Origin of the sequence: Prauserella shujinwangii (assembly GCF_003001955.1) — a bacterium.
Classification (GTDB): Bacteria; Actinomycetota; Actinomycetes; order Mycobacteriales; family Pseudonocardiaceae; genus Qaidamihabitans; species Qaidamihabitans shujinwangii.
In genome coordinates this window covers 520760-542886 of sequence record NZ_PVNH01000003.1, presented here as the reverse complement: position 1 = coordinate 542886, position 22127 = coordinate 520760, and the positions used below count along the sequence as shown (strand labels likewise).

Sequence of the window (22127 nt, the reverse complement as noted above, 5' to 3'; positions counted from 1 at the left end):
CTCGTCCCTCCGAGGGGGTGTCCTAGGGGATGGGCCTGCTGCCGGCGCGCGGCCGGGAAACCGCGCACCGGCAGCAGGGCCGTGCGGTCAGAACTGCGCTTCCTCGGTGGAACCCGTGAGAGCGGTGGTGGAGCTCTCCGGGTTCAGCGCGGTGCTGACCAGGTCGAACCAGCCGGTGCCGACCTCGCGCTGGTGCCGCGTGGCGGTGTAGCCACGGTCCTCGGCGGCGAACTCGCGCTCCTGCAGGTCGACGTAGGCGGTCATGCCCTCGCGGGCGTAGCCGTGGGCCAGGTCGAACATCGAGTAGTTCAGCGCGTGGAAGCCGGCCAGCGTGATGAACTGGAACTTGTAACCCATGTGACCCAGCTCGCGCTGGAACTTGGCGATCGTCGCGTCGTCCAGGTGCTTCTTCCAGTTGAACGACGGCGAGCAGTTGTAGGCCAGCATCTGGTCCGGGTACTTGGCCTTGATCGCCTCGGCGAACTGGCGCGCGACCTCGAGGTCGGGCTCGGAGGTCTCCATCCACAGCAGGTCGGCGTACTCGGCGTAGGCCAGCCCGCGATCGATGCACGGCTCGATGCCGTTGCGGACCTTGTAGAAGCCCTCGGAGGTGCGCTCGCCCGTGATGTACTTCTGGTCGCGCTCGTCGGCGTCGCTGGTGATCAGCGTCGCGGCCTGCGCGTCGGTGCGGGCGACGACGAGCGAGGGCACGTCGAGCACGTCCGCCGCGAGCCGGGCGGCGTTGAGGGTCCGCTCGTGCTGCTTGGTCGGGATCAGCACCTTGCCGCCGAGGTGGCCGCACTTCTTCTCCGAGGCGAGCTGGTCCTCCCAGTGCACGCCCGCGGCCCCGGCGCCGATCATGGCCTTCATCAGCTCGAACGCGTTGAGCGGGCCGCCGAAGCCCGCCTCCGCGTCGGCCACGATGGGGGCGAACCAGTCGATGTCGGTGTTGCCCTCGGCCCAGTTGATCTGGTCGGCACGGCCGAGCGCGTTGTTGATGCGGCGGACCACGGCCGGGACCGAGTTCGCCGGGTACAGGCTCTGGTCCGGGTAGGTCTGGCCGGCCAGGTTGGCGTCGGCGGCGACCTGCCAGCCGGACAGGTAGATCGCCTTGAGACCGGCGCGGACCTGCTGCACCGCCTGGTTGCCGGTCAGCGCGCCGAGCGCGTGCACGTAGTCCTCGGTCTGCAGCAGGTTCCACAGCTTCTCCGCACCACGGCGAGCCAGCGTGTTCTCCTCGACGACACTGCCGCGCAGCTTGACCACGTCGGCGGCGGAGTACGAGCGCTTCACGCCTCGCCAGCGTGGGTTCGTCTCCCACTCCTCGGCAAGCTTCGCCGCTTCCTGCTCGAACTGCTTCGTCATCGAACTCTCCAACATTGCGAACTTTGCGATTACTCGCCTGCTGCCATCGACCATGACATGCGCTGCGAAAATGGCACCAGAGCTCCAATTTGCCAATTTGTGCGAAGTTTCCGTAGCATGTTGTGAAGCTTGCGAAACCCTGGTTCGCAAAGCCGGACGAAAGTACCGCCTTGATCGGTACCGAACAGGAAACCTTTCGGAGGACACGGGTCAGCGTGGAGAAAACGTTCGCCGGCGCACGGCTGCGCCATCTGCGGGAGAGCCGCTCGATGAACCAGGCCGACCTGGCCCGGTTGCTGGAGATCTCCCCCAGTTACCTCAACCAGATCGAGCACAACTCCCGCCCCTTGACCGTTCCAGTGCTGCTGCGCATCACCGAGGCGTTCGGCGTGGACGCCGAGTTCTTCGCCAGCAACGACACCTCCCGGCTCGTCGCCGACGTGCGCGAGGCACTGCTGGACGAGGCGATCGGCGCGCAGGTCTCCCCCGGCGAGATCAACGAGCTCGCCAACAACCTGCCCACCATGGCCGAGGCGCTGGTGAAACTGCACCGGCGGTACCGCAACGCCGTGGAGAACACCGCCGCGCTCGTCACCGAGGACGGCAGGGGCACGCACGGCAGCGCGGCCGCGCCGCTGCCGCACGAGGAGGTACGCGACTTCTTCTACGAGCGGGAGAACTACGTCGCCGAGCTCGACGAGCGGGCCGAGAAGATGTACGCGGAGCTGGGGCTGCGCCGGGGCGAGGTGCGCAACGGCCTGCGCGACCGGCTCACCGGCCACTACGGCGTGACCGTGACCAGCGAGGGCATCAACGAGGCCGCCGGGGAGCAGCATCGCTACGAACACGAGGGCAAGGTGCTGCGGATGGCGCCGAGCCTGCGGATCGGTCAGCAGGCGTTCCGGATGGCCTCGCAGATCGCGCTGCTCGAGTACGACGACCTGATCAACGAGCTCGCCGACTCCTGGGCGTTCTCCGGGCCCGCGGCCCGGTCGCTGGCGCGCGTCGGACTGGCCAACTACTTCGCCGGGGCGCTGATCCTGCCGTACCGGTTGTTCCACTCGACCGCCGAACGGCTCCGCTACGACATCGAGCTGCTCTGCGACCACTTCGGCGTCGGCTTCGAGACGGTGTGCCACCGGCTGTCCACGCTGCAGCGGCCGAAGCTGCGCGGCATCCCGTTCTCGTTCGTGCGCGTCGACCGGGCGGGCAACATGTCGAAGCGGCAGTCCGCGGCCGGTTTCCACTTCTCCCGCGTCGGCGGCGCCTGCCCGCTGTGGGTGATCTACGAGGCGTTCACCGCACCCGGGAAGATCTTCACGCAGGTGGCCACGCTGCCCGACGGCAAGAGCTACTTCTGGATCGCGCGCACGATCTCCCGCAACATCGGCGGCTACGGCAGCCCGGGCAAGATGTTCACGGTGGGACTCGGTTGCGAGCTGCGGCACGCCCGCCGGCTGGTGTACTCGGCGGGCCTCGACCTCGACGACCGGGACGCCGCGACGCCGATCGGGATGGGCTGCAAGGTGTGCGAGCGGCCTGCCTGCCCGCAGCGCGCGTTCCCGACCATCGGCAAGCAGCTCACCGTGGACGAGAACACCAGCACGTTCGTCCCCTACCCGGCGGTGCCCAAGTCCTCGTGAGTGCGAAACGTTGTTCTAACCACGGTTCTCACTCACGACCGGCTCGGCGTCACAGAGGTTCGCCGAGGGTCTTCTGCAGCGCCTTCGAGGCCTTGCGGGCCATGTCCCGCACGGCCTCGCGGCGTTCGGCGTCGGCGTCGTAGTCGGCCTTGCGGTCGCGGACCACCCGCGCGGGCGAGCCCACCGCGATGGCGTAGTCCGGCACATCGCCGCGCACCACGGCGTGCGCGCCGAGCACGCAGCCCCGGCCGACCCGGGTGCCCTTGAGCACCGAGACCTTCGTGCCGATCCACGTGTCGGGCCCGATCCGCACCGGCGCCTTGACGATGCCCTGGTCCTTGATCGGCAGGTTGATGTCGGTGGTGACGTGGTCGAAGTCGCAGACGTACACCCAGTCGGCCACGAGCGTCGCGGCGCCGATCTCGATGTCCAGGTAACCGTTGACCACGTTCTGCCTGCCGAACACGGTCTTGTCCCCGATCCGCAGCGAGCCCTCGTGGCAGCGGATGGCGTTGCCGTCCCCGATGTGCACCCAGCGGCCGATCTCCAGCCGCCCGTAGCCGGGGCGGCAGTGGATCTCCACGTCGCGGCCGAGGAACACCATGCCGCGCAGCACGACGTGCGGATTGGCGAGGCGGAACCGCAGCAGGCGCCAGTACCGCACCAGGTACCACGGCGTGAACGCGCGGTTGCGGATCACCCAGCGCAGCGAGTCGCGGGTCAGGAACCGCGCCTGGTGCGGGTCGCGGCGGGCGCGCCGCCACGCCTGGACCCGGGACAGCACCGGCGAACCCCACATCGACGTCATGCGATCACCGTAACCTGTCGGCGAAGGGCGGCGGACGAGACGGAGCACCCATGGCCACCAAGCTGATCATCGACACCGACCCGGGCGTCGACGACGCCTTCGCGATCGCGCTGGCGGCGCTGAGCGACGACGTCGAGCTGCTCGGGGTCACCACGGTGTACGGCAACGTGCCGCTCGCGGCGACCACCCGCAACGCCCGCAGGGTGCTCGCCCTGTGCAAGCGGGCGGACGTACCGGTGGCCGCGGGCGCGGAACGCCCGCTCGTCTACCCGCATCCGCACCGGGCGCGCTACGCGCACGGCGCCGACGGGCTCTCCGGCCGTTCCTCGGCCCTGCCCGAACCCGGCCGGGAACTGGAGCGCGCGGACGCGGTCACGCTGCTCACCCGGCTGCTGGAGGCCGCCGACGAGCCGGTCACGATCGCCCCGATCGGGCCGCTGACCAACATCGCGGCGCTGCTGGCCGCCCACCCCGGCCTGCGGGAGAGGATCGCCCGGATCGTGGTGATGGGCGGGGCCATGGACCACGGCAACACGACCGCCGCGGCCGAGTTCAACATCTGGAGCGATCCGGAGGCCGCCCGCCGGGTGCTGGCGGGCGGCGAGGTGCCGTGCGTGCTGGTGCCGATGGACCTCACCTACCGCTGCGCGGTCGACACGGAGTGGCTGGCCACGCTGGCGGCGTCCGGCCCGGTCGGCGCGGCGCTCGACGCCCTGACCCCCGACTACCTCGACCACTACCGCAAGGCGCTCGGCTGGAACGGGGTGGTGCTGCACGACGCCGTCGCCGTCGCGGAGGCGGTGCGGCCCGGGATCCTGCGCACGAAGCGGTTCCCCGTCGACGTGGAGTGCTCGCTCGGCCCGGCCCGCGGCACCACCGTGGTCGACCGGCGGAGGCCGGAGCTGCGGGCGGACACCGAGGGGGAGCACGCGCCGGGCACGGTCGACGTCGCCGTCGACACCGACCTGGACGGTCTGCGGGCGTTCCTGCTCGACCGGCTCACCGGACGCACCCGCGCCTCGTGAGTGCTGAACGTGGTTAGAACAACGCTCCTCACTCACGAGTGGCGACCGGCGCCGACCCGCTCCGGCGCCGGTTCGGCGGACGGCCTCACAGCACGTGAACAAGCGGTACCTATCCTGTGCACATGACCGTGGGGGACGAGCCACCCGCCGCCGAAGCCGGGGACCACGTACGGCCACGCCGCCGCGCGCTGATCGTCGCGCTCGTCGCGGCGCTGCTCGCCGCGGGCGGGCTCGTCGTGACACTGCGGCTCGCGCCCGCCGACCAGCGGGTGAACCCGGCGGCGGCCACGGGCGGGTCGGCGCCCGGCACGACCACGGCGGCGCCGGCGCCCGCCTCGGAGACCACCACGGCCCCCGCCGTGCCGCGCGAGACTCCGGTGCCGGAGGAGAAGGGCCCCCGCTTCCAGGCCTGGGTCGACGACGTCGCCGGCTGGCTCGACATCCCCCGCCGCGCCATGCACGCCTACGCGGCCGCCACCGTCCGGCTCGGCGAGGAACAACCGGGCTGCAACCTGTCGTGGGTGACCCTGGCCGGGGTCGGCAAGACCACCACCAACCACGGCCGCCACGGCGGCGGCAAGGTCACCGCCGACGGCACGGTGTCCCGCCCGATCGGCACGGTCGAGCTGCGGGACTTCGCGGGCCGGGTGATCTCCCAGCCGGGCGCGGCCGGGCCGATGCAGCTCGCCCCGGCCGTGTGGCAGCGGTGGCGGGTCAGCGCCTCCGGTGCCGCACCCGACATCCAGGATCTCGACGACGCGGCGCTGACCGCGGGCCGGGCGCTGTGCGCCGGCGGCAGGGACATCGGGCGGGGCGAAGACTGGCTGGCCGCGGTGTCGGCGCTGCACGACGCGCCGCTGTTCCTGCACCGGGTGCTCGCCTACGCCAACGTCTACGGCACCGTGGGCAAGGAGGGCGAGCCCCCGAACCGGGCCGCCCTGCAGGCCGTCAGCTTCGCCATCTCGAAGATCGGCCTGCCCTACGAGTGGGGCGGCAACGGCCGGGAACGGGGCGACGTGGGCTTCGACTGCTCGGGCCTGACGACGGCCGCGTACGCCAGCGCGGGCGTCGAACTGCTGCGCACGGCGCACTGGCAGTACAACAGCGTCCCGCTCGTGCCCGCCGGTGAGCAACCCCGGCTCGGTGACCTGATCTTCTACGGCGACCCCGCCACCAAGATCCACCACGTGGGCATCTACATCGGCAACCAGCAGATGGTGGACGCGCCGACCTTCGGGCAGGCCGTGCAGGTGCACAACTACCGCTCCCCCGGCGACAACTACGCCGGTGCCGGGCGGCCGGCCGGCTGACCGTCGTCGCATCGGACGCGACAGGGGCAACGGTGCGATGCTGTGCCGTTCCCGGATCGGCGACGGGCCGGTCAGTGCACTCGCGCGTGGCTTTCCTCCGGGGAGAGGCCACGCTGTCGCCCTTCGATGATGGACCAGAACCGGGAGCACTCCACCGGATCACCGGCCGGACATCGCCGACCGTGCTCGAGTGCGGTGCGGGCCACCTCGATGCGGCGTTGCCGCTCGGCCAGCTCGGCCAGCTTGTGGTCGATCATCTCCCGCCGGCCCTGCCGCTCGCCCGCGAGGAAGCGCCCGATCTCCGCCAGCGAGAATCCGATCTCGCGGAAGAAAAGGATCAAGGTGACGTCCCGGACTGCCGACGCGGCATAGCGCCGTCGTCCCGCCGCCCGCGCCACCGGCCGCACCAAGCCGAGTTCGTCGTAGTAACGCAGCGCGCTCGTCGGCACGCCGGTACGTCCGGACAGCTCGCCAATGGACAACGACGCCGGCGTGGCCGGCGAATCCGCGGTGCGCTCGGTGGCAGACATTGACTTCAAGTGTACTTGAAGTGCTTGGCTCGCCTCATGAAGATCAAGGAGAGGGTGCTCGGCCGCATCCTGCAGTGGTGGGGCCCCCGCGGCGGGCTGGCACAGTTCCACCAGCCGACCGGAGCCGTCGGGCATCTCGCCGGCTGGATCATGGGCCGGCGCTCGTCGAACGTGGCGCGCAACCACTGGGCGGTGCGGCTACTCGACGTCCAGCCAACCGACCGCGTCATCGAGCTCGGCTGCGGTCCGGGCGTGGCCCTCGCCGCTCTCGCCACCCGAGCGCCCCGCGGCTTGGTCGTCGGCGTCGACCACTCGCGGGTCATGATCCGCCAGGCCCGCCGCCGCAACCGGCTCGCCACAAGGGCCGGCCGGGTACGTCTGGTGCACACGCCGGTCGAGAGCCTGTCGATCAGCGACGGGCCGTTCGACGCCGCGCTGGCGGTCAACACGGTCGGCATGTGGCGCGACCCGACGGCTCGGCTGCGCGAACTCGCCCGGCTGTTGCGGCCCGGCGGCCGCATCGCTGTGGTGTCCCAGCCCCGCTGTCCCGGTGCCACCGCGGCCACGTCGGCGGCAGCCGCCCACGAGCTGGCAGACCAGCTTGCCGAGGCCGGCTTCGAGCGCATCCGAACCGAGATGCTCGACCTCGATCCTCCGGCGACGGGCGTCATCGGGCACGTGGCACCCGCCGATGACACCGAACGCGCCGACCGACCAAGCAGGCATGAGCCCGGGTGCGCACGTCGTCGACCCGACGTGGACCGTCCCTGACCGGCAGTGGCCGAGTTCTGTCCTCAGCGGACGAGTGTCGTCGTCATCGGGTCCGGGCACGGAGGTGAGTACGTTCACCCTGGGGTCCGAAGAGGATCAGCAGTTCCACGGCCGCATCCGCGGCGGTTCCCAGCCAGTGTGGAACGTGGGTGTCGAACTCCGCGGCCTCACCGGGGGTCAGCACGAGGTCCTGGTCGCCGAGCACGAGCCGGAGCCGGCCCTCCAGGACGTAGAGCCATTCGTAGCCTTCGTGGGTCTGTGGATCGGGTTCGGCGCCGTGCAGGCTGCCGGGGATGATCAGCTTGAACGCGTGCGCACCGCCGGGGCGGCGGCTCAGCGGCATGAAGGTCATGCCATGGCGGCGGACCGGGCGGATGTGCACGCGGGGATCGCCGGTGGGCGGGGCGCCGACGAGTTCGTCCAGGGGCACCCCGTGTGCCCGCGCCAGGGGCAGCAGCAGCTTGAGGGTCGGTTGCCGCTCGCCGCTTTCCAGCCGGGACAGTGTGCTCTCCGAGATCCCGGTGGCCTCGGCCAGCTTGGCGAGGGTGACCTCGCGACGGCGGCGCAGCGCGCGCAGCCGCTGCCCCACCCCTCCCAGCACCTGGTCCAGATCGTCCACGGACCCAGCTTGCCGGACCAGCAAACGTTCTTGCAAGACGCCCAGCCGACGGCCGCGACCGGCCACAGCACCGCGACCCGAAGGTCGCGACCACAAGGGGCCCGCCGCGCAGGTGTCGCTGCTGCGCCTGATGCGGCCGATGCTCGTGACCGGCGGTGCTTCGCGGAGTCGGGCACCTGGCCCGGTCGGCGACGCCGCGCCGCCCGACGGCCTCCACCACGGCACCGGTGACCCGGTCGCCATCTCGGCTCCCGTGCCGGCGCCGACCTGGCCGCGTTCCGCGACAGGCCCGTCTCCGTCGCCGGATTCGCGGCCGGGGAGGTCGAGAATGGCTTCCCGGCTCCGTCCCAGGGGCAGCAACGCGGCCACCGTGGCCGCACCGAACGAAGGAGTCCCGTCATGGCAGTCCAGCGCATGGACAACGTCCTCATCGTCGTCGACGACCTCGACGCCGCTCTCGCGTTCTTCGTCGAACTGGGCCTGGAGGTGGAGGGCAAGACCGTGGTCGAGGGTCCGTCGGTGGACCGCCTCCTCGCCCTGGAGGGCGTTCGAGCGGACATCGCCGTCCTGCGAACCCCCGACGACCACGGGCGGGTGGAGCTGACGAAGTTCCACACACCGGCGGTCACCGGCACGGAACCGAAGGCGCTGAACAGCCTGGGCATCGGCCGCATCATGTTCGCGGTCGACGACATCGAGGACGTCCTTGCCCGCCTGCGCGCCCACGGCGCCGAACTCGTCGGTGAGCTGGTGCGGTACGGGGACAGCTACCGGCTCTGCTACGTCCGCGGTCCCGAAGGCGTCATCCTCGGGCTCGCCGAGAAACTGCGCTGACCAACACCGGCCTCACCAATCGCACGGCGTGCACACTCGTGCTCGCCACCACCGGGCGCAGCACCGGCACACCACGTCGCACCTGCCTGATCTACGGCACCGCGGGGACGACCAGCAACTCGGCGAAGAACGAAGGCCTGGTCGACGCGCCGGTGATCGTCGGTGGCGAGCAGCTTCGGCCACGGGCTCAGGCGGTCCTGGCACGGTGCGGCGTCCGCCGCCGGGGAAGCGCCCGCGCGGTAACCAGCACGCCAGGCTTGTCCCGGTGTCCACGGTGGACCGAACGCGTCATGCCGAGAGGAGCTTGTCCGTCCGCACCGGACGCGACAGCACGCAGAATTCCCCCGCCACCTTCAACTTATAGCGCACTGGGGGGCTTGCGGCAAGACCCGGTCCATGCCGCAGAATCTCCCGCCGGACCCGGGACCCGCGGAAACGCACGCGGGAAATCGGGCCCGCTGAGAAATCACCTTCGGAGGGGGAGTCATGTTCGACGTGATCATCGTCGGCGGCGGGCCGACCGGCTCGATGCTGGCCGGCGAGCTGCGGCTGCACGGCGTGCGCGTGCTCGTGCTGGAGAAGGAGGAGGAGCCGCCCCCGTTCGTGCGGTCGCTCGGGCTGCACGTGCGCAGCATCGAGGTGATGGACCAGCGCGGGCTGCTGGACCGGTTCCTCGCACACGGCAAGCAGTACCCGCTCGGCGGCTTCTTCGCCGGCATCGACGCGCCGCAGCCGGAGGGGCTGGACACCGCGCACGCCTACGTCCTCGGCATCCCGCAGACCATCACCGACCGCCTGCTGGCCGAGCACGCCACCGAAGCCGGTGCCGAGATCCGCCGCGGCTGCGCGGTGGCCGGGCTGAGCCAGGACGACGAGGGGGTGACCGCCGAACTCGCCGACGGAACACGGCTGCGGGCGCGTTATCTCGTCGGCTGCGACGGCGGCCGCAGCACGGTGCGCAAACTGCTCGGTGTCGGCTTCCCCGGTGAGCCCACCAAGGTCGAGATGCTGCTGGGCGAGATGGCGGTGGGCGCCGCGCCGGAGGAGGTGGCGGCCGTGGTGACCCGGATCCGGGAGACCGAGAAGCGGTTCGGCGCCGGTCCGCTCGGGGACGGGATCTACCGCGTCGTCGTGCCCGCGCCGGAGGTGGCCGGGGACCGCTCGGTCCCACCGACCCTCGACGAGGTCAGGGCCGCACTGCGGGCGATCGCGGGCACCGACTTCGGCGTGCACTCCCCGCGCTGGTTGTCCCGGTTCGGGAACGCCACCCGGCTGGCCGAGCGTTACCGGGTCGGCCGGGTGCTGCTGGCGGGCGACGCCGCGCACATCCACCCGCCGACCGGTGGGCAGGGCCTCAACCTCGGCATCCAGGACGCGTTCAACCTCGGCTGGAAGCTGGCCGCCGAGATCGCGGGCTGGGCCCCGGAGGGGCTGCTGGACAGCTACCACACCGAACGGCATCCGGTGGCCGCCGACGTGCTGAACAACACCCGCGCGCAGATGGAGCTGCTGTCCACCGAACCGGGTCCGCAGGCGGTGCGCACGCTGCTGACGGAGCTGGTCTCCTTCCCGGAGGTCAACCGGTATCTGACCGAGAAGATCACCGCGATCGGGGTCCGCTACGACTTCGGCGAGGGACACGACCTGCTCGGCAGGCGGCTGCGGGACGTGGCGCTGAAGCGGGGGCGCCTCTACGAGCTGGTGCGCGGCGGCCGCGGGCTGCTGCTCGACCAGACCGGCAACCTCTCGGTGGCGGGCTGGGCGGACCGGGTGGACCACGTCGTCGACGTCAGCGAGGAGCTGGACACGCCCGCCGTGCTGCTCCGGCCGGACGGCCACGTGGCGTGGGCCGGTGACGACCAGCGGGAGCTGCTCGAACACCTGACCCGGTGGTTCGGCGCCGCCACCGGCTGAGCCGCGGGTGCGGGTCCGGGGGCCGGCCGCCGGGCGCGGCCGGCCCCCGGACTCCCCTCAGCGGCGGACGTCGTAGACGAGCTTCTGGATGCCGTTGCCGTAGGACTCGCTCTCGACGAGCGCGAGGCTCTGCTTGTCCTTGTCAGTGTCGCTGAACAGCCGCTTGCCCGCGCCGAGCAGGACGGGGAAGACCAGCAGGTGGTAGCGGTCGATCAGGCCGGCGTCGGACAGGTTGCGGTTCAGCGTGGCACTGCCGTGGACGATGATCGGCCCGCCCTCGGTCTCCTTGAGCGCGGCGACGTCGTCCAGCGAACGGAGGATGCTGATCTCGCCCCAGTTGGACACCAGGTCCTGCTCCCGCAGGGTGGTGGACACGACGTACTTCGGCATCGCGTTGTAGCCGGGGAACTCCTCGGTCATGTCCGGCCACACCGGCGCGAACGCCTCGTAGCTGACCCGGCCCAGCAGCATGGCCGTGGCCTCGTCCTGCTCACGGCCCTTGATCTCGTAGACCGCCTCGTCGAACTCGATGCCGTTGAAGGTCCAGCCCGAGTTGCGGTAGCCCGGCTCTCCGCCGGGTGCCTCGACGACACCGTCGAGCGAGACGAAGGCGGTGGTGATCAGGGTGCGCATGGAGTGCTCCTTGGTTGGCTTCGACGTGCTCTCATCTGTGCGTCGAACGGGAACCGCCTCGATCGACACCGCACGCCGGGAAAATTCTGCCGCACCGAACTCGCCCCCGGGCGCGCGTCCGGCCAGTTCGGACTGATCTACGATGACGCCGATGACCGCCTACGACGACCTCGACGGGTTCGAGCACCTGGACACCTCCCTGTTGCCGCCGCGGCAGCAACGGATCCTGGCCACGATCCGGGACTGGGTGGTCCGGTACGGCTACTCGCCCAGCACCCGGCAGATCGCCGATGCCGTCGGGCTGCGGTCCACCTCGTCGGTGTCCAAGCACCTGGCGAGCCTGGAGGAGCGAGGCTTCCTGCGCCGCAGCGACACGATGTCCCGGCCGATCGACGTGCGCCTGTTCCTGCGGGAGCCCTCCCGAGGGGAGCGGACCGGTGACGCGGTGAGCGTGCCCGTGGTCGGCGACATCGCGGCGGGCACCCCCATCACCGCCGAGGAGCACGCCGACGACGTGCTCACCCTCCCCCGCGAGCTCGCCGGGCGGGGCCGGGTGTTCGGGCTGCGGGTGCGCGGCGACTCGATGATCGACGCGGCGATCTGCGACGGCGACATCGTGGTGGTGCGCCAGCAGCCCGAGGCGCACTCGGGGCAGATCGTCGCCGCGATGATCGACGACGAGGCGACCGTCAAGGTGTACCGCCGCCGGGGTGGCCACGTGTACCTGGAGCCGCGCAACCCCGACTACGACGTCATCGACGGCGACGACGCCGTCGTGCTGGGCATCGTCGTCTCGGTGCTGCGCAGCGTCTGAGCCTCCCCGGCCCGCATCCCGGCCCGCGGGTGCACCGAAACGATGACAGGTTCTGACAGCGTTCCGGGTTAGCGTCGCGTGCCATGACGACGTGGAACGAGTTCAGCACCGCCGCACCCCGGATCGCCGGGATCTTCACCCGCCGCCACGCCGCGGCGAACAACCTCTGCCTGCTCGCCACCGTGCGCCGGGACGGCTCGCCGCGGATCAGCCCCTTGGAACCTCGGTTCTTCGAGGACGAGCTGTGGCTGATCGGCATGCCCGGCACCACCAAGTTCCGGGATCTGGAGCGCGATCCCCGGTTCTGTCTGCACACGGCGACCGTCGACACCGAGGTCAAGGAGGGGGACGCGAAGCTGTTCGGCTCCGTCCGGGACGTCCGGGACAGGGCGTTGCACGGGCGGTTCGCGACGGCGCTGTTCGAGGAGACCGGGTTCGACCTGCGCGGCCAGGAGTTCGACCACTTCTACGGCGTCGACCTGACCGGCGCCTCTTCGGTCGAGGTCAGCGGCGACCACCTCGACATCACGATCTGGAAGCCGGGCGCGCCGGAGTACGTGGTCGAGAAGCGCTGACCGGTGACGTTGACTATAACCCCATATGGGGGTACTTATGGGGTTATAGTCACCGAGAAAGGTCGCGCCGTGATGCCGAAGATCAACGTCTACCTGCCGGACGAGCTGGCCGAGGGCGTCCGCGACACCGGGCTGCCCGTATCCGCCATCTGCCAGCGCGCGCTGGAGCAGTCGGTGCGCCGGGTGACCGCCATCCGGGCGGCCGTCCTGGGCGATCTGGACGGCGACGACCCGGCGGCCCGGCTCTCCCACTTCACGGAGCGGGCACGCGCCGTGCTGCGCCTGGCGGTCCAGCGGGCGCGGACGGACGGCGCCGCCGAGGTGGGGACGGAACACCTCCTGGACGGCGTGCTCGCCGAGGGCACCAACCTGGCGCTGCTCGTGTTGCGGGCCGTGGATGTCGAGCCGGACGTGGTGGGCCAGGCGCTGGCCGGCGCCACGGACGACCGGCAGGGCGACGGCGCGGCGAGCCGGTTCAGCGCACCCGCCGCCAACGCGCTGGAGCTCACCGCCACGGAGGCGGCCGCCCTGGGGCACAACTACGTCGGCTGTGAGCACCTGCTGCTCGGGCTGCTGAGCGAGCCCGACGGCACGGCGGGTCACGTCCTCCGCGAGCTGGGGCTCGACCTGCGGACCACCCGCCGCGCCGTCGTGGCCGCCCTCAGCGGCTACACCCACCTGCGGGCCCAGGCCGCCCAGCCGCGGGCGGACCTGCGGACGGCACTGGCCGACGGCATCCGCGCCGAGCTGCGGCCGGTGCTCGACCGGCTCGACCGCCTGGAGCGGCACGTCGGCCTCGACCCGGAAGCGTGAGCGCGGCCCGGACCGCGCTCGGCGCGTGGCGCTGCCTGCGCGTGGCGCTGGTGACCGCGGCGCTGGTGCTGATCGTCACGGGCGTGGTGTGACGGCGACCCCGTCGCGGTAGGCCTCGGCGAGGGCCGCGAACGCCGCCTTCGGCTCCCAGCGCAGACCCGGCCTGCCGCCGGAGCCGTCTTCGAAGACCTTCACCACCCCGTAGGAGGCGAGGTCGAGATCGGCACCGTCGGTCCGGTGCGGCAGGTGGTACGACGCGAAGGTGTTCCAGAACGCGGTGTCGACGCCCTCGGCGGCGAACGTCGCCAGCGAGTCGCGCAGGTAGGCGACCTGCTCCCGCTCGTCGCGGACGTACTCGTCCCGCAGCCCCACGGCCCTGCCGTGCGGGTCCCACTCGATCATCGACATGCCATGGGCGCCCAGCGCGGCCGCGCCCCGGTGGGTGGTGCAGCCGAACTCGGTGATCGCCACGGGCTTGCCCTGCGTGACGAGCGAGCGCACCGCCTCGGCGTAGCGATCCGCGATCTCCGCCGAGTTGTAGAGGTCGGCCGCGACGATGTCGAACGGCGTCCAGTCGACCCGCTCGGACGGCAGGGCGGCGTAGGTGACCCTGCCGCCGAACCGCGCGCGCACCACCTCCACCGCCTCCCCGAGGAAGGCGTTCAGCCGGGCGGGCACCGCGGCCATCGCCTCCCGCACCCGGACCGGCTCGGCGAGCAGGGCCAGCCGGTCGTCGAGCGTGTCCCCGGGCAGGAAACCCCGGGTGAACAGGGAGAGCTCGGCCCCGGTGACGAGGACGACCTCGGCACCCTCCCGCCGCAGGCGCTCGGCGCGGTCCGCGCAGTCGGCCAGGACGGCGAGCAGCTCCCCGGTCGTCAGATCGCTGGTGAACGGCGAGAACCAGACCTCGAGCCCGGCGTCCGCCGCGTGCCGTGCGGCCACCTCCAGCCTGCCGGGATCCCCGCCGGTGACGCGGACCGCCGTGCAGTGCAGTTCGTGCCGGATCACGTCCATCTCCCGCCGGACGACCTCGGGGTCGAACGGTTCGCGGGTGCTCACCCCCGCGTGCAGGAATCCGGTGTCGTAGGTGATGCCCTTGCCTCGCATGCGCGTGTCCCTTCGCTGCCTTCGCCAATAAGGTACGCCGAGTACCTTACACGGATAGGGTACGCTTCGTACCGAAAGGAGGGGCATGGACCGGGAGCACCAGCCGACCAGGAGGCGCGGGGCGGCGCTGGAGGAGGCGATCCTCCGGGCGGCGGCCGACGAGCTGGTGGAATCCGGATACCCCGGGCTCACCATGGACCGGGTCGCGCGGCGGGCGGGCACCAACAAGAACGCCCTCTACCGGCGCTGGCCGAACCGCGCCGCGCTCGGCGTCGCCGCGTACCGCAGGCTCGCCGACGCGCGGACACGGGTGCCGGACACGGGCACGTTGCGCGGCGACGTGCTCGCCCTCCTGCGGCAGGTGAACTGCGACCTGTCCGCACCGCACGGCGAGATCCTCCGCGGCCTGCTGTCCAGCATCGGCGACGAGCCGGAGCTGCTGGCCCAGCTGCACGAGCAGATCGGCGACGGCGGGGCCGAACCGTGGCGCGCGATTCTCGAACGCGCGGTGGCGCGCGGGGAGGCGCGGCCCGGCGCGCTGCGCCCCCGCGTGATCACGGTGGCACTCGTGCTGCTGCGCAACGAGTACGTCACCCGCGGGATCGCCACCGTTCCCGACGACGTCCTCGTCGAGATCACCGACGAGGTGTACCTGCCGCTGGTGCGCGCGGAGTCCAATCCGCGCTGAATGGCGCTGTCGCCCCGGCGGCGGGTCTGACTGAATCAGGACATGACCGAACGCCGCCACACCACGCCGGCGATCGACGTGGCGGTCACCGACCCGCGCGACCCCGTGGCGCGCCACTGCCTGCGCGCCTACTTCGCCGAGCTCGCGGCCCGCTTCGCCGGCGGCTTCGACCCCGGCCGCAGCATCTCCGCGGACGACGACGAGCTGGTGCCGCCCGCCGGTCTGCTGCTGGTCGCGACCCGGCACGGCGAGCCGGCCGGCTGCGGCGCGCTGAAGCTGCACGCCGACGGCCGCGCGGAGATCAAGCGGATGTGGGTCGCGCCCGGCGCCCGCGGGCTCGGCCTGGGCAGGCGGCTGCTCACCGCGCTGGAGACCGAGGCCGCCGCACGGGGAGCCACCGTGCTCCGCCTGGAGACCAACCGCGCCCTGGGCGAGGCGATCCGGCTGTACCGGTCCGCCGGATATCGCGAGGTGGCGGCGTTCAACGACGAGCCCTACGCCCACCACTGGTTCGAGAAACCGGTCGAGCCGACCGACCGAGAAGGGAACGACCCATGGACGCCCCCGACATCGCCGAGCGCTTCACGAACCTGACCACCGCGCACGTGGCCGACGCCTGCCTCCGCGCGGGGGTGTCCGTGCGGTGCGCGCCTGCGGCGCTGCGCGCCACGGCCCCCGGCGGGCGCGTCGCCGGGCGGGTGTGCCCGGTCCGGCACGTGGGCAGCGTCGACGTCTTCCTGGAGGCGTTCGAGCAGGCCGCCGCCGGTGATGTGCTCGTCGCGGACAACGGCGGCCGCACCGACGAGGCCTGCGTGGGCGACCTCGTGGTGCTGGAGGCACGGGGCGCCGGGCTGACCGGCATCGTGATCTGGGGACTGCACCGGGACACGGCCGACATCCGCGCGATCGGGCTGCCGGTGTTCAGCCTCGGCTCACTACCGACCGGACCGCTGCGGCTCGACGAGCGGCCCGCGGACGTGCTGGAGACCGCCACCGTCGGCGACTGGCGGCTGACCCGGGAGGACGCCGTGTTCGGCGACGACGACGGGGTGCTGTTCGCGCCCGCGGACCGGGCGGGTGAGCTGCTGTCGCTCGCGGAGTCCATTCGCGACACCGAGCGGCGGCAGGCCGAGCGGATCGGTGGCGGGGAATCGCTGCGCGCCCAGGTGCGCTTCGACACCTACCTCGCGCGGCGGCGGGAACAGCCCGCACTCACCTTCCGCGAGCACCTGCGTGCGGTGGGCGGCGCCATCGAGGAGTAGCGACCCCGCGCAGTCAGGTGAGGTCAGGCGGCCGAGCCGAGGTGTGGCGCCCGGAAGCTCCGGCCCGCCAGTGCCCCGCCGAGGGCCCGGCGCAGCCCGGGCACCCGCATGGCCCGCAGCAGGCCCCGGCGGGCCAGCAGCCGCGCCCGGCTGCGCGGCAGGAACCACTCGGCGGTCTTGCGGCCCGCGGCCTGCTTCTCCCGCACCAGCGGCAGCAGGCGCCGTTCGTACCTGGCGAGCGCGCCGGGAATGTCGTCACCCTTGCCGAGTTCGGTGGCGAGCAGGTGGGCGCCGGTCACCGCGAGCGAGGCGCCCTGCCCGGCGAGCAGCGACACCGCCTGGCACGCGTCGCCGACCAGCGCGACCCTGCCGTCGCTCCACGTGGGCATCTCGATCTGCGCGACCTGGTCGTAGTACAGCCGGGGCGGGCGCGGGCAGTGCGCGAGCGCGTCCGGCACGAGCCAGCCGAAGCCCCCGTAGCACTCGCGCAGTGTCCGTTGTGGATCGTCGGGAAGCTCCGGGTCGGCGCTGCGGTGGACGGTGAACGCGGTCACCCCGCCGCCCCGGACGGCGTAGAGCCCGAACTGCCGGTCGATCGAGTCGGTGAGGGCGAACCGGCCACCGAGCCGTTCCCGCAGCCCCGGATCGTCGATCAGGTAGGCGGCGGTGTGGAAACCGAGGTAGCGGAAGTACTCGCGCTCCGGCCCGAACACCAGCTCCCGCACCCGCGAGTGGACGCCGTCGGCGCCCACGAGCAGGTCCACGTCCTCGCGCGTGCCGTCCGACAGGGTGACCACCACCCCGGACGGCCGCTGCTCGACCGCGTCGACGGTGCGGCCGAAGCGCAGCTCGACCGGGTCGCCGACGGTCTCGTACAGGGCCAGTTCCACGTCCCCGCGCATGAGGCTGAGCAGCCTGCCGCCGACGGCGTCGGCGAACCGCGCGTAGTCGAGCGTCGCGGTGGTGCGGCCGTACGCGTCGACGTACTCGACTCCCTGGATCGGGTTGGCGAGCTCCCGCAGCCTGGGCAGCAGCCCGGTCGCCTCGGCGACGTCGAAGCCGGGGCCGAAGAAATCGATCAGGTATCCGCCGCCGCGCGGCTCCGGCGACCGCTCCACCACGACCACGTCCCAGCCGGACTCACCGAGCGTCCTGGCGAGTGCCAGTCCCGCGATGCCCGCGCCACAGATCAACGCTCGCATTCCGCTCCTTCCCGCCCGGTCGCCAGCCTGCCCAGCACCGCGGCCACCGCGTGCGGGTCCGGGGCAGGGCCGAGAGCCCGGTGCAGCACGATCCCGTCGAGAGCCGCCACGAGCACGGCGGCCGTCGCCCCGGCCCCGGGCACCCCGAGCTCGCCGAGGCGCCCGGCCAGCGCGTCACGGAAACGGTTCATCAGCTCCCCGAGGCCCGCACGCAGCTCCGGATCGCGGTCGGCGGCGAGCGAGGCCTCCAGCAGCAGCCGCGAGGCGGGATCCGAACCGGTGTAGACGTCGATCGCGCCGACCAGGCGCGCCACCAGCGTGCGGGCGTCCGGCGCCTCCGGCAGCATCGCGGCGACCTCGTCGAGCGACCGGCCCGCGACGCCGAGGGCCGCCTCGGCGAGCAGGCGGCGCACCGAGCCGAAGTGGTAGTGCACGAGCCCGGGAGTGACCCCGGCGCGCTGGGCGACCGACCGCGTGCTGACGGCCTGCCAGCCGGCCTCGGGGATCAGCTCGGCGGCGGCCGCGAGCAGGCGTCCCCGCACGTCCCGGAGCTGCGGTGGCTCCTCCCGCCGCGCCATGCGCGCCTCCGGTTTGGTCGACTGACTTGGGCGACTGCCCAAACCGTAGCACGACCAGCGGGGTTGACAACCAATATTCCTACCTGTCTATATTGCTGATGTGGCATACACGTTCGAAGTGCTGGCGGAACGGAGCCGCAGGGAGATCCTCGACCTCCTCCGCGAGGGCGAACGCCCCGTCGGCGAGCTGGTCGACCGGCTCGCGCTCACCCAGCCGACGGTCTCCAAACACCTGAAGGTGCTGCGCGAGGCCGGGCTCGTGGAGGTGCGGCAGGACGCCCAGCGCCGCTGGTACCGGCTGCGGCCGGAGCCGCTCGCCGAGGTCGACGCCTGGCTGGCGCCCTACCGGCGGCTGTGGGAGTCCCGCCTCGACGCACTCGAACGCCGCCTGGACCAGATGCCCGACCGACCCGAGGGGGACCACCCGTGACCGATCACAAGGCGACCCTGCAGACCATCGCCGGAAACCCGGTGCTGCGCTTCGAACGGCGGCTGGCCCACCCGCCGGAGAAGGTGTGGCGGGCGATCACCGAACCCGGCGAGCTGGCGCACTGGTTCCCCTCGACCGTCGAGCTGTCCCCCGAAGTCGGGGCCGCCATGCGGTTCACGTTCGAGAGCGAGGGTGACGGTGGCACCGGCGAGGTCCTGGAGTTCGACCCGCCGAAGGTGTTCGCGTTCCGGTGGAACCACGACGTGCTGCGGTTCGAGATCGTCCCGGACGACGGCGGCTGCCTGCTGCTGTTCAGCCACACCCTCGGCGGCGGGCGGCTCGGCGAGCTCGGCGCGGGGCGCAACGCCGCGGGCTGGGACACCTGCCTCGCGGCCCTGCTGGCCCACCTCGGCGGGCAGCGGGCCGAGGAGCCGGAGATGCTGCCGCGGATGGAGTTCTACGCGGCCGAGTTCGGCCTGGCCGAGGGCGAGGTCCGGACCACAGGCGACGGCTTCGAGCTGCACTTCGCACGCGACCTCGTGTGGCGGCCTGCCGAGCAGGTGTGGGCCATGCTCACCGGGGAGGAGGACCCGGCGGTGGGTGATCCACCACCCGCCGGATGCACCGTCGAGGACGTCGAGAACGTCAGCGCCGGGCAGCTCACCGCCGTCCAGGCGCCCCGGCTGCTGGAGTTCACGTGGCTGCACGAGGGCGGCCCCGCCGGGCGGGTGCGCTGGGAGCTGGTCCAGGACCCGGAGTTCGGCACGCGCGTCGAGCTGACCCAGACCGTCCCCGCGCGACTGGCCGGGCTCCGGCCCGCGGCGCTCGCCGCGTGGCAGGCCCGCCTGGAACAGCTGTACGCCGCCGTGCTCGGCGAGGAGCGGGAGCGGTCCCGCGCCAGGGTCGCCGAGCTGCGCGAGCGGTACGAACACCGCCTCGCCTGAGGCGTGTCCGCTGTCTGTGTCCGCGTGTCCGCGTCGTGCGGCGCGGACACGCGGACACAGCGCGCGGACACGCCGTCAGCCGGATCCGGCGGCGCGGCGCAGCCGGTCGGACAGCCGGCGCAGCTCCCCGGCCAGCTCGGGCGCGTCGCGCACCTCGAAGTCGGCCCCGAGCAGGCACAGATAGCGCGCCAGCAGCTCGGGGTCGTCCGATCCGACGTGCACGGCGCACCGGCCGGCGCCGAGCACCTCGGGCGGGTCGAGTCCGGGCGGCAGCCGCCGCGCGATCACGTCGGCGGGCGCGTGCACCACGACCCGCGCGCGGTAGCGCCACGCCGACATGGCCAGCCCGCTGGTGACCCGCCGCGCCACCTCCTCGTCCGGCAGCTCCCTCGGCGCGAACCGGGGTCCGGTGGGCACGCGGGGCTCGATGCGGTCGGCGCGGAACGTGCGCCAGTCCTGCCGGTCCAGGTCCCACGCGAGCAGGTACCAGCGCCGCCCGCTGTGCACGAGCCGGTGCGGCTCGACGGTCCGCACCCCGGCCGTGCCGTCGTGATCGCGATAGTCGAACCGCAGCCGCTCGTGATCGCGGCACACCGTGGCCAGCGTCGTGAGCACCTCGGTGCGCACGGGCGACGGCGTACCGGGCAGCGGCACGGTGTAGCCGTGCAGGGCGGCGACCCGGCGCCGCAGCCGCGCGGGCAGCACCTGCTCCAGCTTCGCCAGCGCACGGACCGCGGTCTCCCCGATGCCGGTCACCGAGCCGCCCGCCGCCGTCCGCAGCGACACGGCGACGGCCACGGCCTCCTCGTCGTCGAGCAGCAGCGGCGGCATCCGCGCCCCGGCGCCGAGCCGGTAGCCGCCCGCGACCCCGGGAGCCGCCTCGATCGGGTAGCCGAGCGCACGCAGCTTGCCCACGTCGTTGCGGATCGTCCTGGTCGTCACACCGAACCGCTCGGCCAGCTCCGCGCCGGTCCAGTCGCGCCGGGTCTGCAGCAGCGACAGCAGCGCGAGCAGCCGCGCGGAAGTGTCCAGCATGCGTTCATCCTGGCACCGATTCCGGAACGAAACCTTCCGCGGTGCCCCGCCTAGGCCGGAACGCGTTCGGCGCGGCAGAGGAACTGCACCGCGGTGCGGCCGACGCGGGTGAGCACCACGCTCGCCTCGGCCGGCCCGCTCGGCTTGAGCCTGCGGCGCAGCGCGTTCGGATCCACATCGAGGCCGCGCACCAGGATCTCCACCCGCCCGACGCCGTGCCGCCGCAGCGCCGCCCGCAGGTTCTTCTCGCTGTAGCCCTCGAACTCCAGCACCCGGAACGCCCGCACACCGGGCGGCGGCCGGTCGCCGGTCAGGTAGGCGATCCGCTCGTCCAGCTGCCACAGCCCGTGCCGGGCGCCGTACTGCCGCACCAGCCCGGCCCGCACCACCGCACCGTCGGGGTCGACGATCCACTCTCCCGGCTCGGCCACCGGCACGTCGTCCGGCTCGGCGTCGGTGACCGTCCACTCCGTACCGTCGGAGCGCAGCACGGTGGCTCGCCGCGACACCGAGCCGAGCCCGGCGCTCCACAGGCAGGCCTCGCGCACCTGACCGTCGAGGGAAACGACCTCGAACTCCCGCGCCCACGGCACGGCCGCGGGGTCCATCCCCGGCGCGCACTTCACGGCCAGGTCCCGGTGCTCGTACACCCGTGCCAGCTCGTCCAGTGCGGGCACGAAGTCGGCCGGCCGCCACGTGCGCCTGCCCGCCGCGTCCCGCCGCGCGGGATCGGCCACCACGACGCAGTCCCTGGTGACCGGCCGCAGGGCGTCGGCCCGCACCAGCAGCGGCTCGGCCCCCTCCGCTCCGCAGTTGTGCCTGGCCATCGCGAGCCGCACGGCGTCCACATCGGACCCGACGCAGCGGCTCGCCGTCCGCGCCAGCTCGACCAGGTCCGCGCCGACCGAGCAGGTGACGTCGTGCACGTCCCGGCCGGCCAGCCGCCGCGCGCGGTGCGCCGCCACCGGTGCGGCGCTGGCCTGTTGCAGCGCGTCCTCGCCGAACAGCCAGCGCTCCGGCCGGGCGACCTTGGCCCCGGCCTTCCGCCGCAGCACGACGGTCTCCAGCACCGCCGCGTACCGCTCGCCCACCATCCGGCGGGCGGCGGCCACATCGGCGATCCGGCTGGCGTCGGTCAGCGGCAGGTGTGCGCACCGGGCGAGGGCGTCCTCGCCCTCCGGCGAGCGCAGGAACTCCACGTCGGCGAGCGAGAACGCGTACGGCAAG

General features: G+C 72.5%; 24 protein-coding genes. 14 read left to right on the top strand and 10 right to left on the bottom strand.

The annotated features are described in order from the left end of the window. Window positions 1–87 precede the first annotated feature (87 nt). Entirely contained in the window at window positions 88–1365 is a 1278-nt protein-coding gene (aceA, locus tag B0I33_RS09245; protein WP_106178128.1) for an isocitrate lyase, read from the bottom strand. A gap of 215 nt (window positions 1366–1580) precedes the next feature. Between aceA and B0I33_RS09240 the strand changes: the two genes are divergently transcribed. Then, complete coding sequence (locus B0I33_RS09240; RefSeq protein WP_106178127.1) at window positions 1581–3008, top strand: short-chain fatty acyl-CoA regulator family protein; 1428 nt, start codon at window positions 1581–1583, stop codon at window positions 3006–3008. A 49-nt stretch (window positions 3009–3057) separates the two neighbouring features. Here the strand turns inward: B0I33_RS09240 and B0I33_RS09235 are convergent, their stop codons facing one another. After that, on the bottom strand, window positions 3058–3816 hold the full coding sequence (locus tag B0I33_RS09235) for an acyltransferase (protein WP_106178126.1): 759 nt from the start codon (window positions 3814–3816) through the stop codon (window positions 3058–3060). A 50-nt stretch (window positions 3817–3866) separates the two neighbouring features. On the opposite strand from B0I33_RS09235, the gene B0I33_RS09230 reads away from it, so the two are divergent. Together B0I33_RS09230 and B0I33_RS09225 are read left to right on the top strand one after the other, a co-directional pair. After that, window positions 3867–4841: a nucleoside hydrolase gene (locus tag B0I33_RS09230; RefSeq protein WP_106178125.1), complete on the top strand. Its 975-nt coding sequence runs from the start codon at window positions 3867–3869 to the stop codon at window positions 4839–4841. Window positions 4842–4963: 122 nt separating this feature from the next. Beyond that, entirely contained in the window at window positions 4964–6151 is a 1188-nt protein-coding gene (locus B0I33_RS09225; RefSeq protein ID WP_106178124.1) for a C40 family peptidase, read from the top strand. 71 nt (window positions 6152–6222) lie between these two features. Here the strand turns inward: B0I33_RS09225 and B0I33_RS09220 are convergent, their stop codons facing one another. Beyond that, on the bottom strand, window positions 6223–6681 hold the full coding sequence (locus B0I33_RS09220) for a MerR family transcriptional regulator (RefSeq protein ID WP_106178123.1): 459 nt from the start codon (window positions 6679–6681) through the stop codon (window positions 6223–6225). Window positions 6682–6717: 36 nt separating this feature from the next. Here B0I33_RS09220 and B0I33_RS09215 point away from each other — a divergent pair, with 36 nt between their 5' ends. Next, on the top strand, window positions 6718–7452 hold the full coding sequence (locus B0I33_RS09215; protein ID WP_106178122.1) for a class I SAM-dependent methyltransferase: 735 nt from the start codon (window positions 6718–6720) through the stop codon (window positions 7450–7452). Window positions 7453–7495: 43 nt separating this feature from the next. Here B0I33_RS09215 and B0I33_RS09210 read toward each other — a convergent pair whose 3' ends face one another. Next, window positions 7496–8071: an XRE family transcriptional regulator gene (locus B0I33_RS09210; protein ID WP_219927163.1), complete on the bottom strand. Its 576-nt coding sequence runs from the start codon at window positions 8069–8071 to the stop codon at window positions 7496–7498. 399 nt (window positions 8072–8470) lie between these two features. Here B0I33_RS09210 and B0I33_RS09205 point away from each other — a divergent pair, with 399 nt between their 5' ends. Together B0I33_RS09205 and rox are read left to right on the top strand one after the other, a co-directional pair. Next, window positions 8471–8905, top strand: a complete 435-nt coding sequence (locus B0I33_RS09205) for a VOC family protein (protein ID WP_106178121.1) — start codon at window positions 8471–8473, stop codon at window positions 8903–8905. A gap of 486 nt (window positions 8906–9391) precedes the next feature. Continuing rightward, window positions 9392–10819, top strand: a complete 1428-nt coding sequence (gene rox / locus B0I33_RS09195; RefSeq protein ID WP_106178120.1) for a rifampin monooxygenase — start codon at window positions 9392–9394, stop codon at window positions 10817–10819. A gap of 57 nt (window positions 10820–10876) precedes the next feature. On the opposite strand, the gene B0I33_RS09190 is transcribed toward rox, so the two are convergent. After that, on the bottom strand, window positions 10877–11452 hold the full coding sequence (locus tag B0I33_RS09190; RefSeq protein ID WP_106178119.1) for a dihydrofolate reductase family protein: 576 nt from the start codon (window positions 11450–11452) through the stop codon (window positions 10877–10879). A 151-nt stretch (window positions 11453–11603) separates the two neighbouring features. Here B0I33_RS09190 and lexA point away from each other — a divergent pair, with 151 nt between their 5' ends. From lexA to B0I33_RS09175, 3 genes are all read left to right on the top strand, one after another. Continuing rightward, complete coding sequence (gene lexA, locus B0I33_RS09185; RefSeq protein WP_106178284.1) at window positions 11604–12266, top strand: transcriptional repressor LexA; 663 nt, start codon at window positions 11604–11606, stop codon at window positions 12264–12266. 83 nt (window positions 12267–12349) lie between these two features. Further along, entirely contained in the window at window positions 12350–12841 is a 492-nt protein-coding gene (locus tag B0I33_RS09180) for a pyridoxamine 5'-phosphate oxidase family protein (RefSeq protein ID WP_106178118.1), read from the top strand. 72 nt (window positions 12842–12913) lie between these two features. Next, a complete protein-coding gene (locus tag B0I33_RS09175) occupies window positions 12914–13654 on the top strand; it encodes a Clp protease N-terminal domain-containing protein (RefSeq protein ID WP_106178117.1) in 741 nt (246 codons plus the stop codon). A gap of 75 nt (window positions 13655–13729) precedes the next feature. Here the strand turns inward: B0I33_RS09175 and B0I33_RS09170 are convergent, their stop codons facing one another. Next, window positions 13730–14761 (bottom strand): glycoside hydrolase family 113 protein, encoded by a 1032-nt coding sequence (locus B0I33_RS09170; RefSeq protein WP_106178116.1) that lies wholly within the window; start codon window positions 14759–14761, stop codon window positions 13730–13732. A gap of 85 nt (window positions 14762–14846) precedes the next feature. On the opposite strand from B0I33_RS09170, the gene B0I33_RS09165 reads away from it, so the two are divergent. The 3 genes from B0I33_RS09165 to B0I33_RS09155 are packed head-to-tail and all read left to right on the top strand — an operon-like array spanning window position 14847 to window position 16711. Beyond that, the gene (locus tag B0I33_RS09165; RefSeq protein ID WP_106178115.1) at window positions 14847–15449 is read left to right on the top strand and encodes a TetR/AcrR family transcriptional regulator; all 603 of its coding nucleotides are present in this window, start codon (window positions 14847–14849) and stop codon (window positions 15447–15449) included. Between the two features lie 42 nt (window positions 15450–15491). Next, on the top strand, window positions 15492–16043 hold the full coding sequence (locus tag B0I33_RS09160; RefSeq protein ID WP_106178114.1) for a GNAT family N-acetyltransferase: 552 nt from the start codon (window positions 15492–15494) through the stop codon (window positions 16041–16043). Continuing rightward, the gene (locus B0I33_RS09155) at window positions 16004–16711 is read left to right on the top strand and encodes an RraA family protein (protein ID WP_106178113.1); all 708 of its coding nucleotides are present in this window, start codon (window positions 16004–16006) and stop codon (window positions 16709–16711) included. Before B0I33_RS09160 ends, B0I33_RS09155 begins: the two co-directional genes overlap by 40 nt. Window positions 16712–16734: 23 nt before the next feature. Here the strand turns inward: B0I33_RS09155 and B0I33_RS09150 are convergent, their stop codons facing one another. Both B0I33_RS09150 and B0I33_RS09145 read right to left on the bottom strand, forming a co-directional pair. After that, window positions 16735–17913 carry an FAD-dependent monooxygenase gene (locus B0I33_RS09150; protein ID WP_106178112.1) on the bottom strand — a complete coding sequence of 393 codons (1179 nt, stop codon included), beginning with the start codon at window positions 17911–17913 and terminating at the stop codon, window positions 16735–16737. Continuing rightward, the gene (locus B0I33_RS09145) at window positions 17901–18491 is read right to left on the bottom strand and encodes a TetR/AcrR family transcriptional regulator (protein WP_106178111.1); all 591 of its coding nucleotides are present in this window, start codon (window positions 18489–18491) and stop codon (window positions 17901–17903) included. The genes B0I33_RS09150 and B0I33_RS09145 overlap by 13 nt, the downstream gene beginning before the upstream one ends. 100 nt (window positions 18492–18591) lie before the next feature. On the opposite strand from B0I33_RS09145, the gene B0I33_RS09140 reads away from it, so the two are divergent. Together B0I33_RS09140 and B0I33_RS09135 are read left to right on the top strand one after the other, a co-directional pair. Continuing rightward, the gene (locus tag B0I33_RS09140; RefSeq protein WP_106178110.1) at window positions 18592–18921 is read left to right on the top strand and encodes an ArsR/SmtB family transcription factor; all 330 of its coding nucleotides are present in this window, start codon (window positions 18592–18594) and stop codon (window positions 18919–18921) included. Next, complete coding sequence (locus B0I33_RS09135; protein WP_245900514.1) at window positions 18918–19865, top strand: SRPBCC family protein; 948 nt, start codon at window positions 18918–18920, stop codon at window positions 19863–19865. Before B0I33_RS09140 ends, B0I33_RS09135 begins: the two co-directional genes overlap by 4 nt. Before the next feature lie 75 nt (window positions 19866–19940). Here the strand turns inward: B0I33_RS09135 and B0I33_RS09130 are convergent, their stop codons facing one another. Next, window positions 19941–20900, bottom strand: coding sequence for a helix-turn-helix transcriptional regulator (locus tag B0I33_RS09130; RefSeq protein WP_106178109.1), 960 nt, complete (start codon window positions 20898–20900; stop codon window positions 19941–19943). A gap of 50 nt (window positions 20901–20950) precedes the next feature. Next, window positions 20951–22126, bottom strand: a complete 1176-nt coding sequence (locus tag B0I33_RS09125; RefSeq protein ID WP_106178108.1) for a class I SAM-dependent methyltransferase — start codon at window positions 22124–22126, stop codon at window positions 20951–20953. Window position 22127 lies beyond the last annotated feature (1 nt).

Excerpts from the sequence above, each read along its gene's own strand:
- B0I33_RS09190 (WP_106178119.1), bottom strand. The coding sequence starts at position 11,452 with ATGCGCACCCTGATCACCACCGCCTTCGTCTCGCTCGACGGTGTCGTC.
- rox (WP_106178120.1), top strand. The coding sequence starts at position 9,392 with ATGTTCGACGTGATCATCGTCGGCGGCGGGCCGACCGGCTCGATGCTG.
- B0I33_RS09165 (WP_106178115.1), top strand. The coding sequence starts at position 14,847 with ATGGACCGGGAGCACCAGCCGACCAGGAGGCGCGGGGCGGCGCTGGAG.
- aceA (WP_106178128.1), bottom strand. The coding sequence starts at position 1,365 with ATGACGAAGCAGTTCGAGCAGGAAGCGGCGAAGCTTGCCGAGGAGTGG.
- lexA (WP_106178284.1), top strand. The coding sequence starts at position 11,604 with ATGACCGCCTACGACGACCTCGACGGGTTCGAGCACCTGGACACCTCC.
- B0I33_RS09205 (WP_106178121.1), top strand. The coding sequence starts at position 8,471 with ATGGCAGTCCAGCGCATGGACAACGTCCTCATCGTCGTCGACGACCTC.
- B0I33_RS09175 (WP_106178117.1), top strand. The coding sequence starts at position 12,914 with ATGCCGAAGATCAACGTCTACCTGCCGGACGAGCTGGCCGAGGGCGTC.
- B0I33_RS09225 (WP_106178124.1), top strand. The coding sequence starts at position 4,964 with ATGACCGTGGGGGACGAGCCACCCGCCGCCGAAGCCGGGGACCACGTA.
- B0I33_RS09235 (WP_106178126.1), bottom strand. The coding sequence starts at position 3,816 with ATGACGTCGATGTGGGGTTCGCCGGTGCTGTCCCGGGTCCAGGCGTGG.
- B0I33_RS09145 (WP_106178111.1), bottom strand. The coding sequence starts at position 18,491 with ATGGCGCGGCGGGAGGAGCCACCGCAGCTCCGGGACGTGCGGGGACGC.
- B0I33_RS09180 (WP_106178118.1), top strand. The coding sequence starts at position 12,350 with ATGACGACGTGGAACGAGTTCAGCACCGCCGCACCCCGGATCGCCGGG.
- B0I33_RS09170 (WP_106178116.1), bottom strand. The coding sequence starts at position 14,761 with ATGCGAGGCAAGGGCATCACCTACGACACCGGATTCCTGCACGCGGGG.
- B0I33_RS09230 (WP_106178125.1), top strand. The coding sequence starts at position 3,867 with ATGGCCACCAAGCTGATCATCGACACCGACCCGGGCGTCGACGACGCC.
- B0I33_RS09130 (WP_106178109.1), bottom strand. The coding sequence starts at position 20,900 with ATGCTGGACACTTCCGCGCGGCTGCTCGCGCTGCTGTCGCTGCTGCAG.
- B0I33_RS09215 (WP_106178122.1), top strand. The coding sequence starts at position 6,718 with ATGAAGATCAAGGAGAGGGTGCTCGGCCGCATCCTGCAGTGGTGGGGC.
- B0I33_RS09155 (WP_106178113.1), top strand. The coding sequence starts at position 16,004 with ATGGACGCCCCCGACATCGCCGAGCGCTTCACGAACCTGACCACCGCG.
- B0I33_RS09160 (WP_106178114.1), top strand. The coding sequence starts at position 15,492 with ATGACCGAACGCCGCCACACCACGCCGGCGATCGACGTGGCGGTCACC.
- B0I33_RS09150 (WP_106178112.1), bottom strand. The coding sequence starts at position 17,913 with ATGCGAGCGTTGATCTGTGGCGCGGGCATCGCGGGACTGGCACTCGCC.
- B0I33_RS09220 (WP_106178123.1), bottom strand. The coding sequence starts at position 6,681 with ATGTCTGCCACCGAGCGCACCGCGGATTCGCCGGCCACGCCGGCGTCG.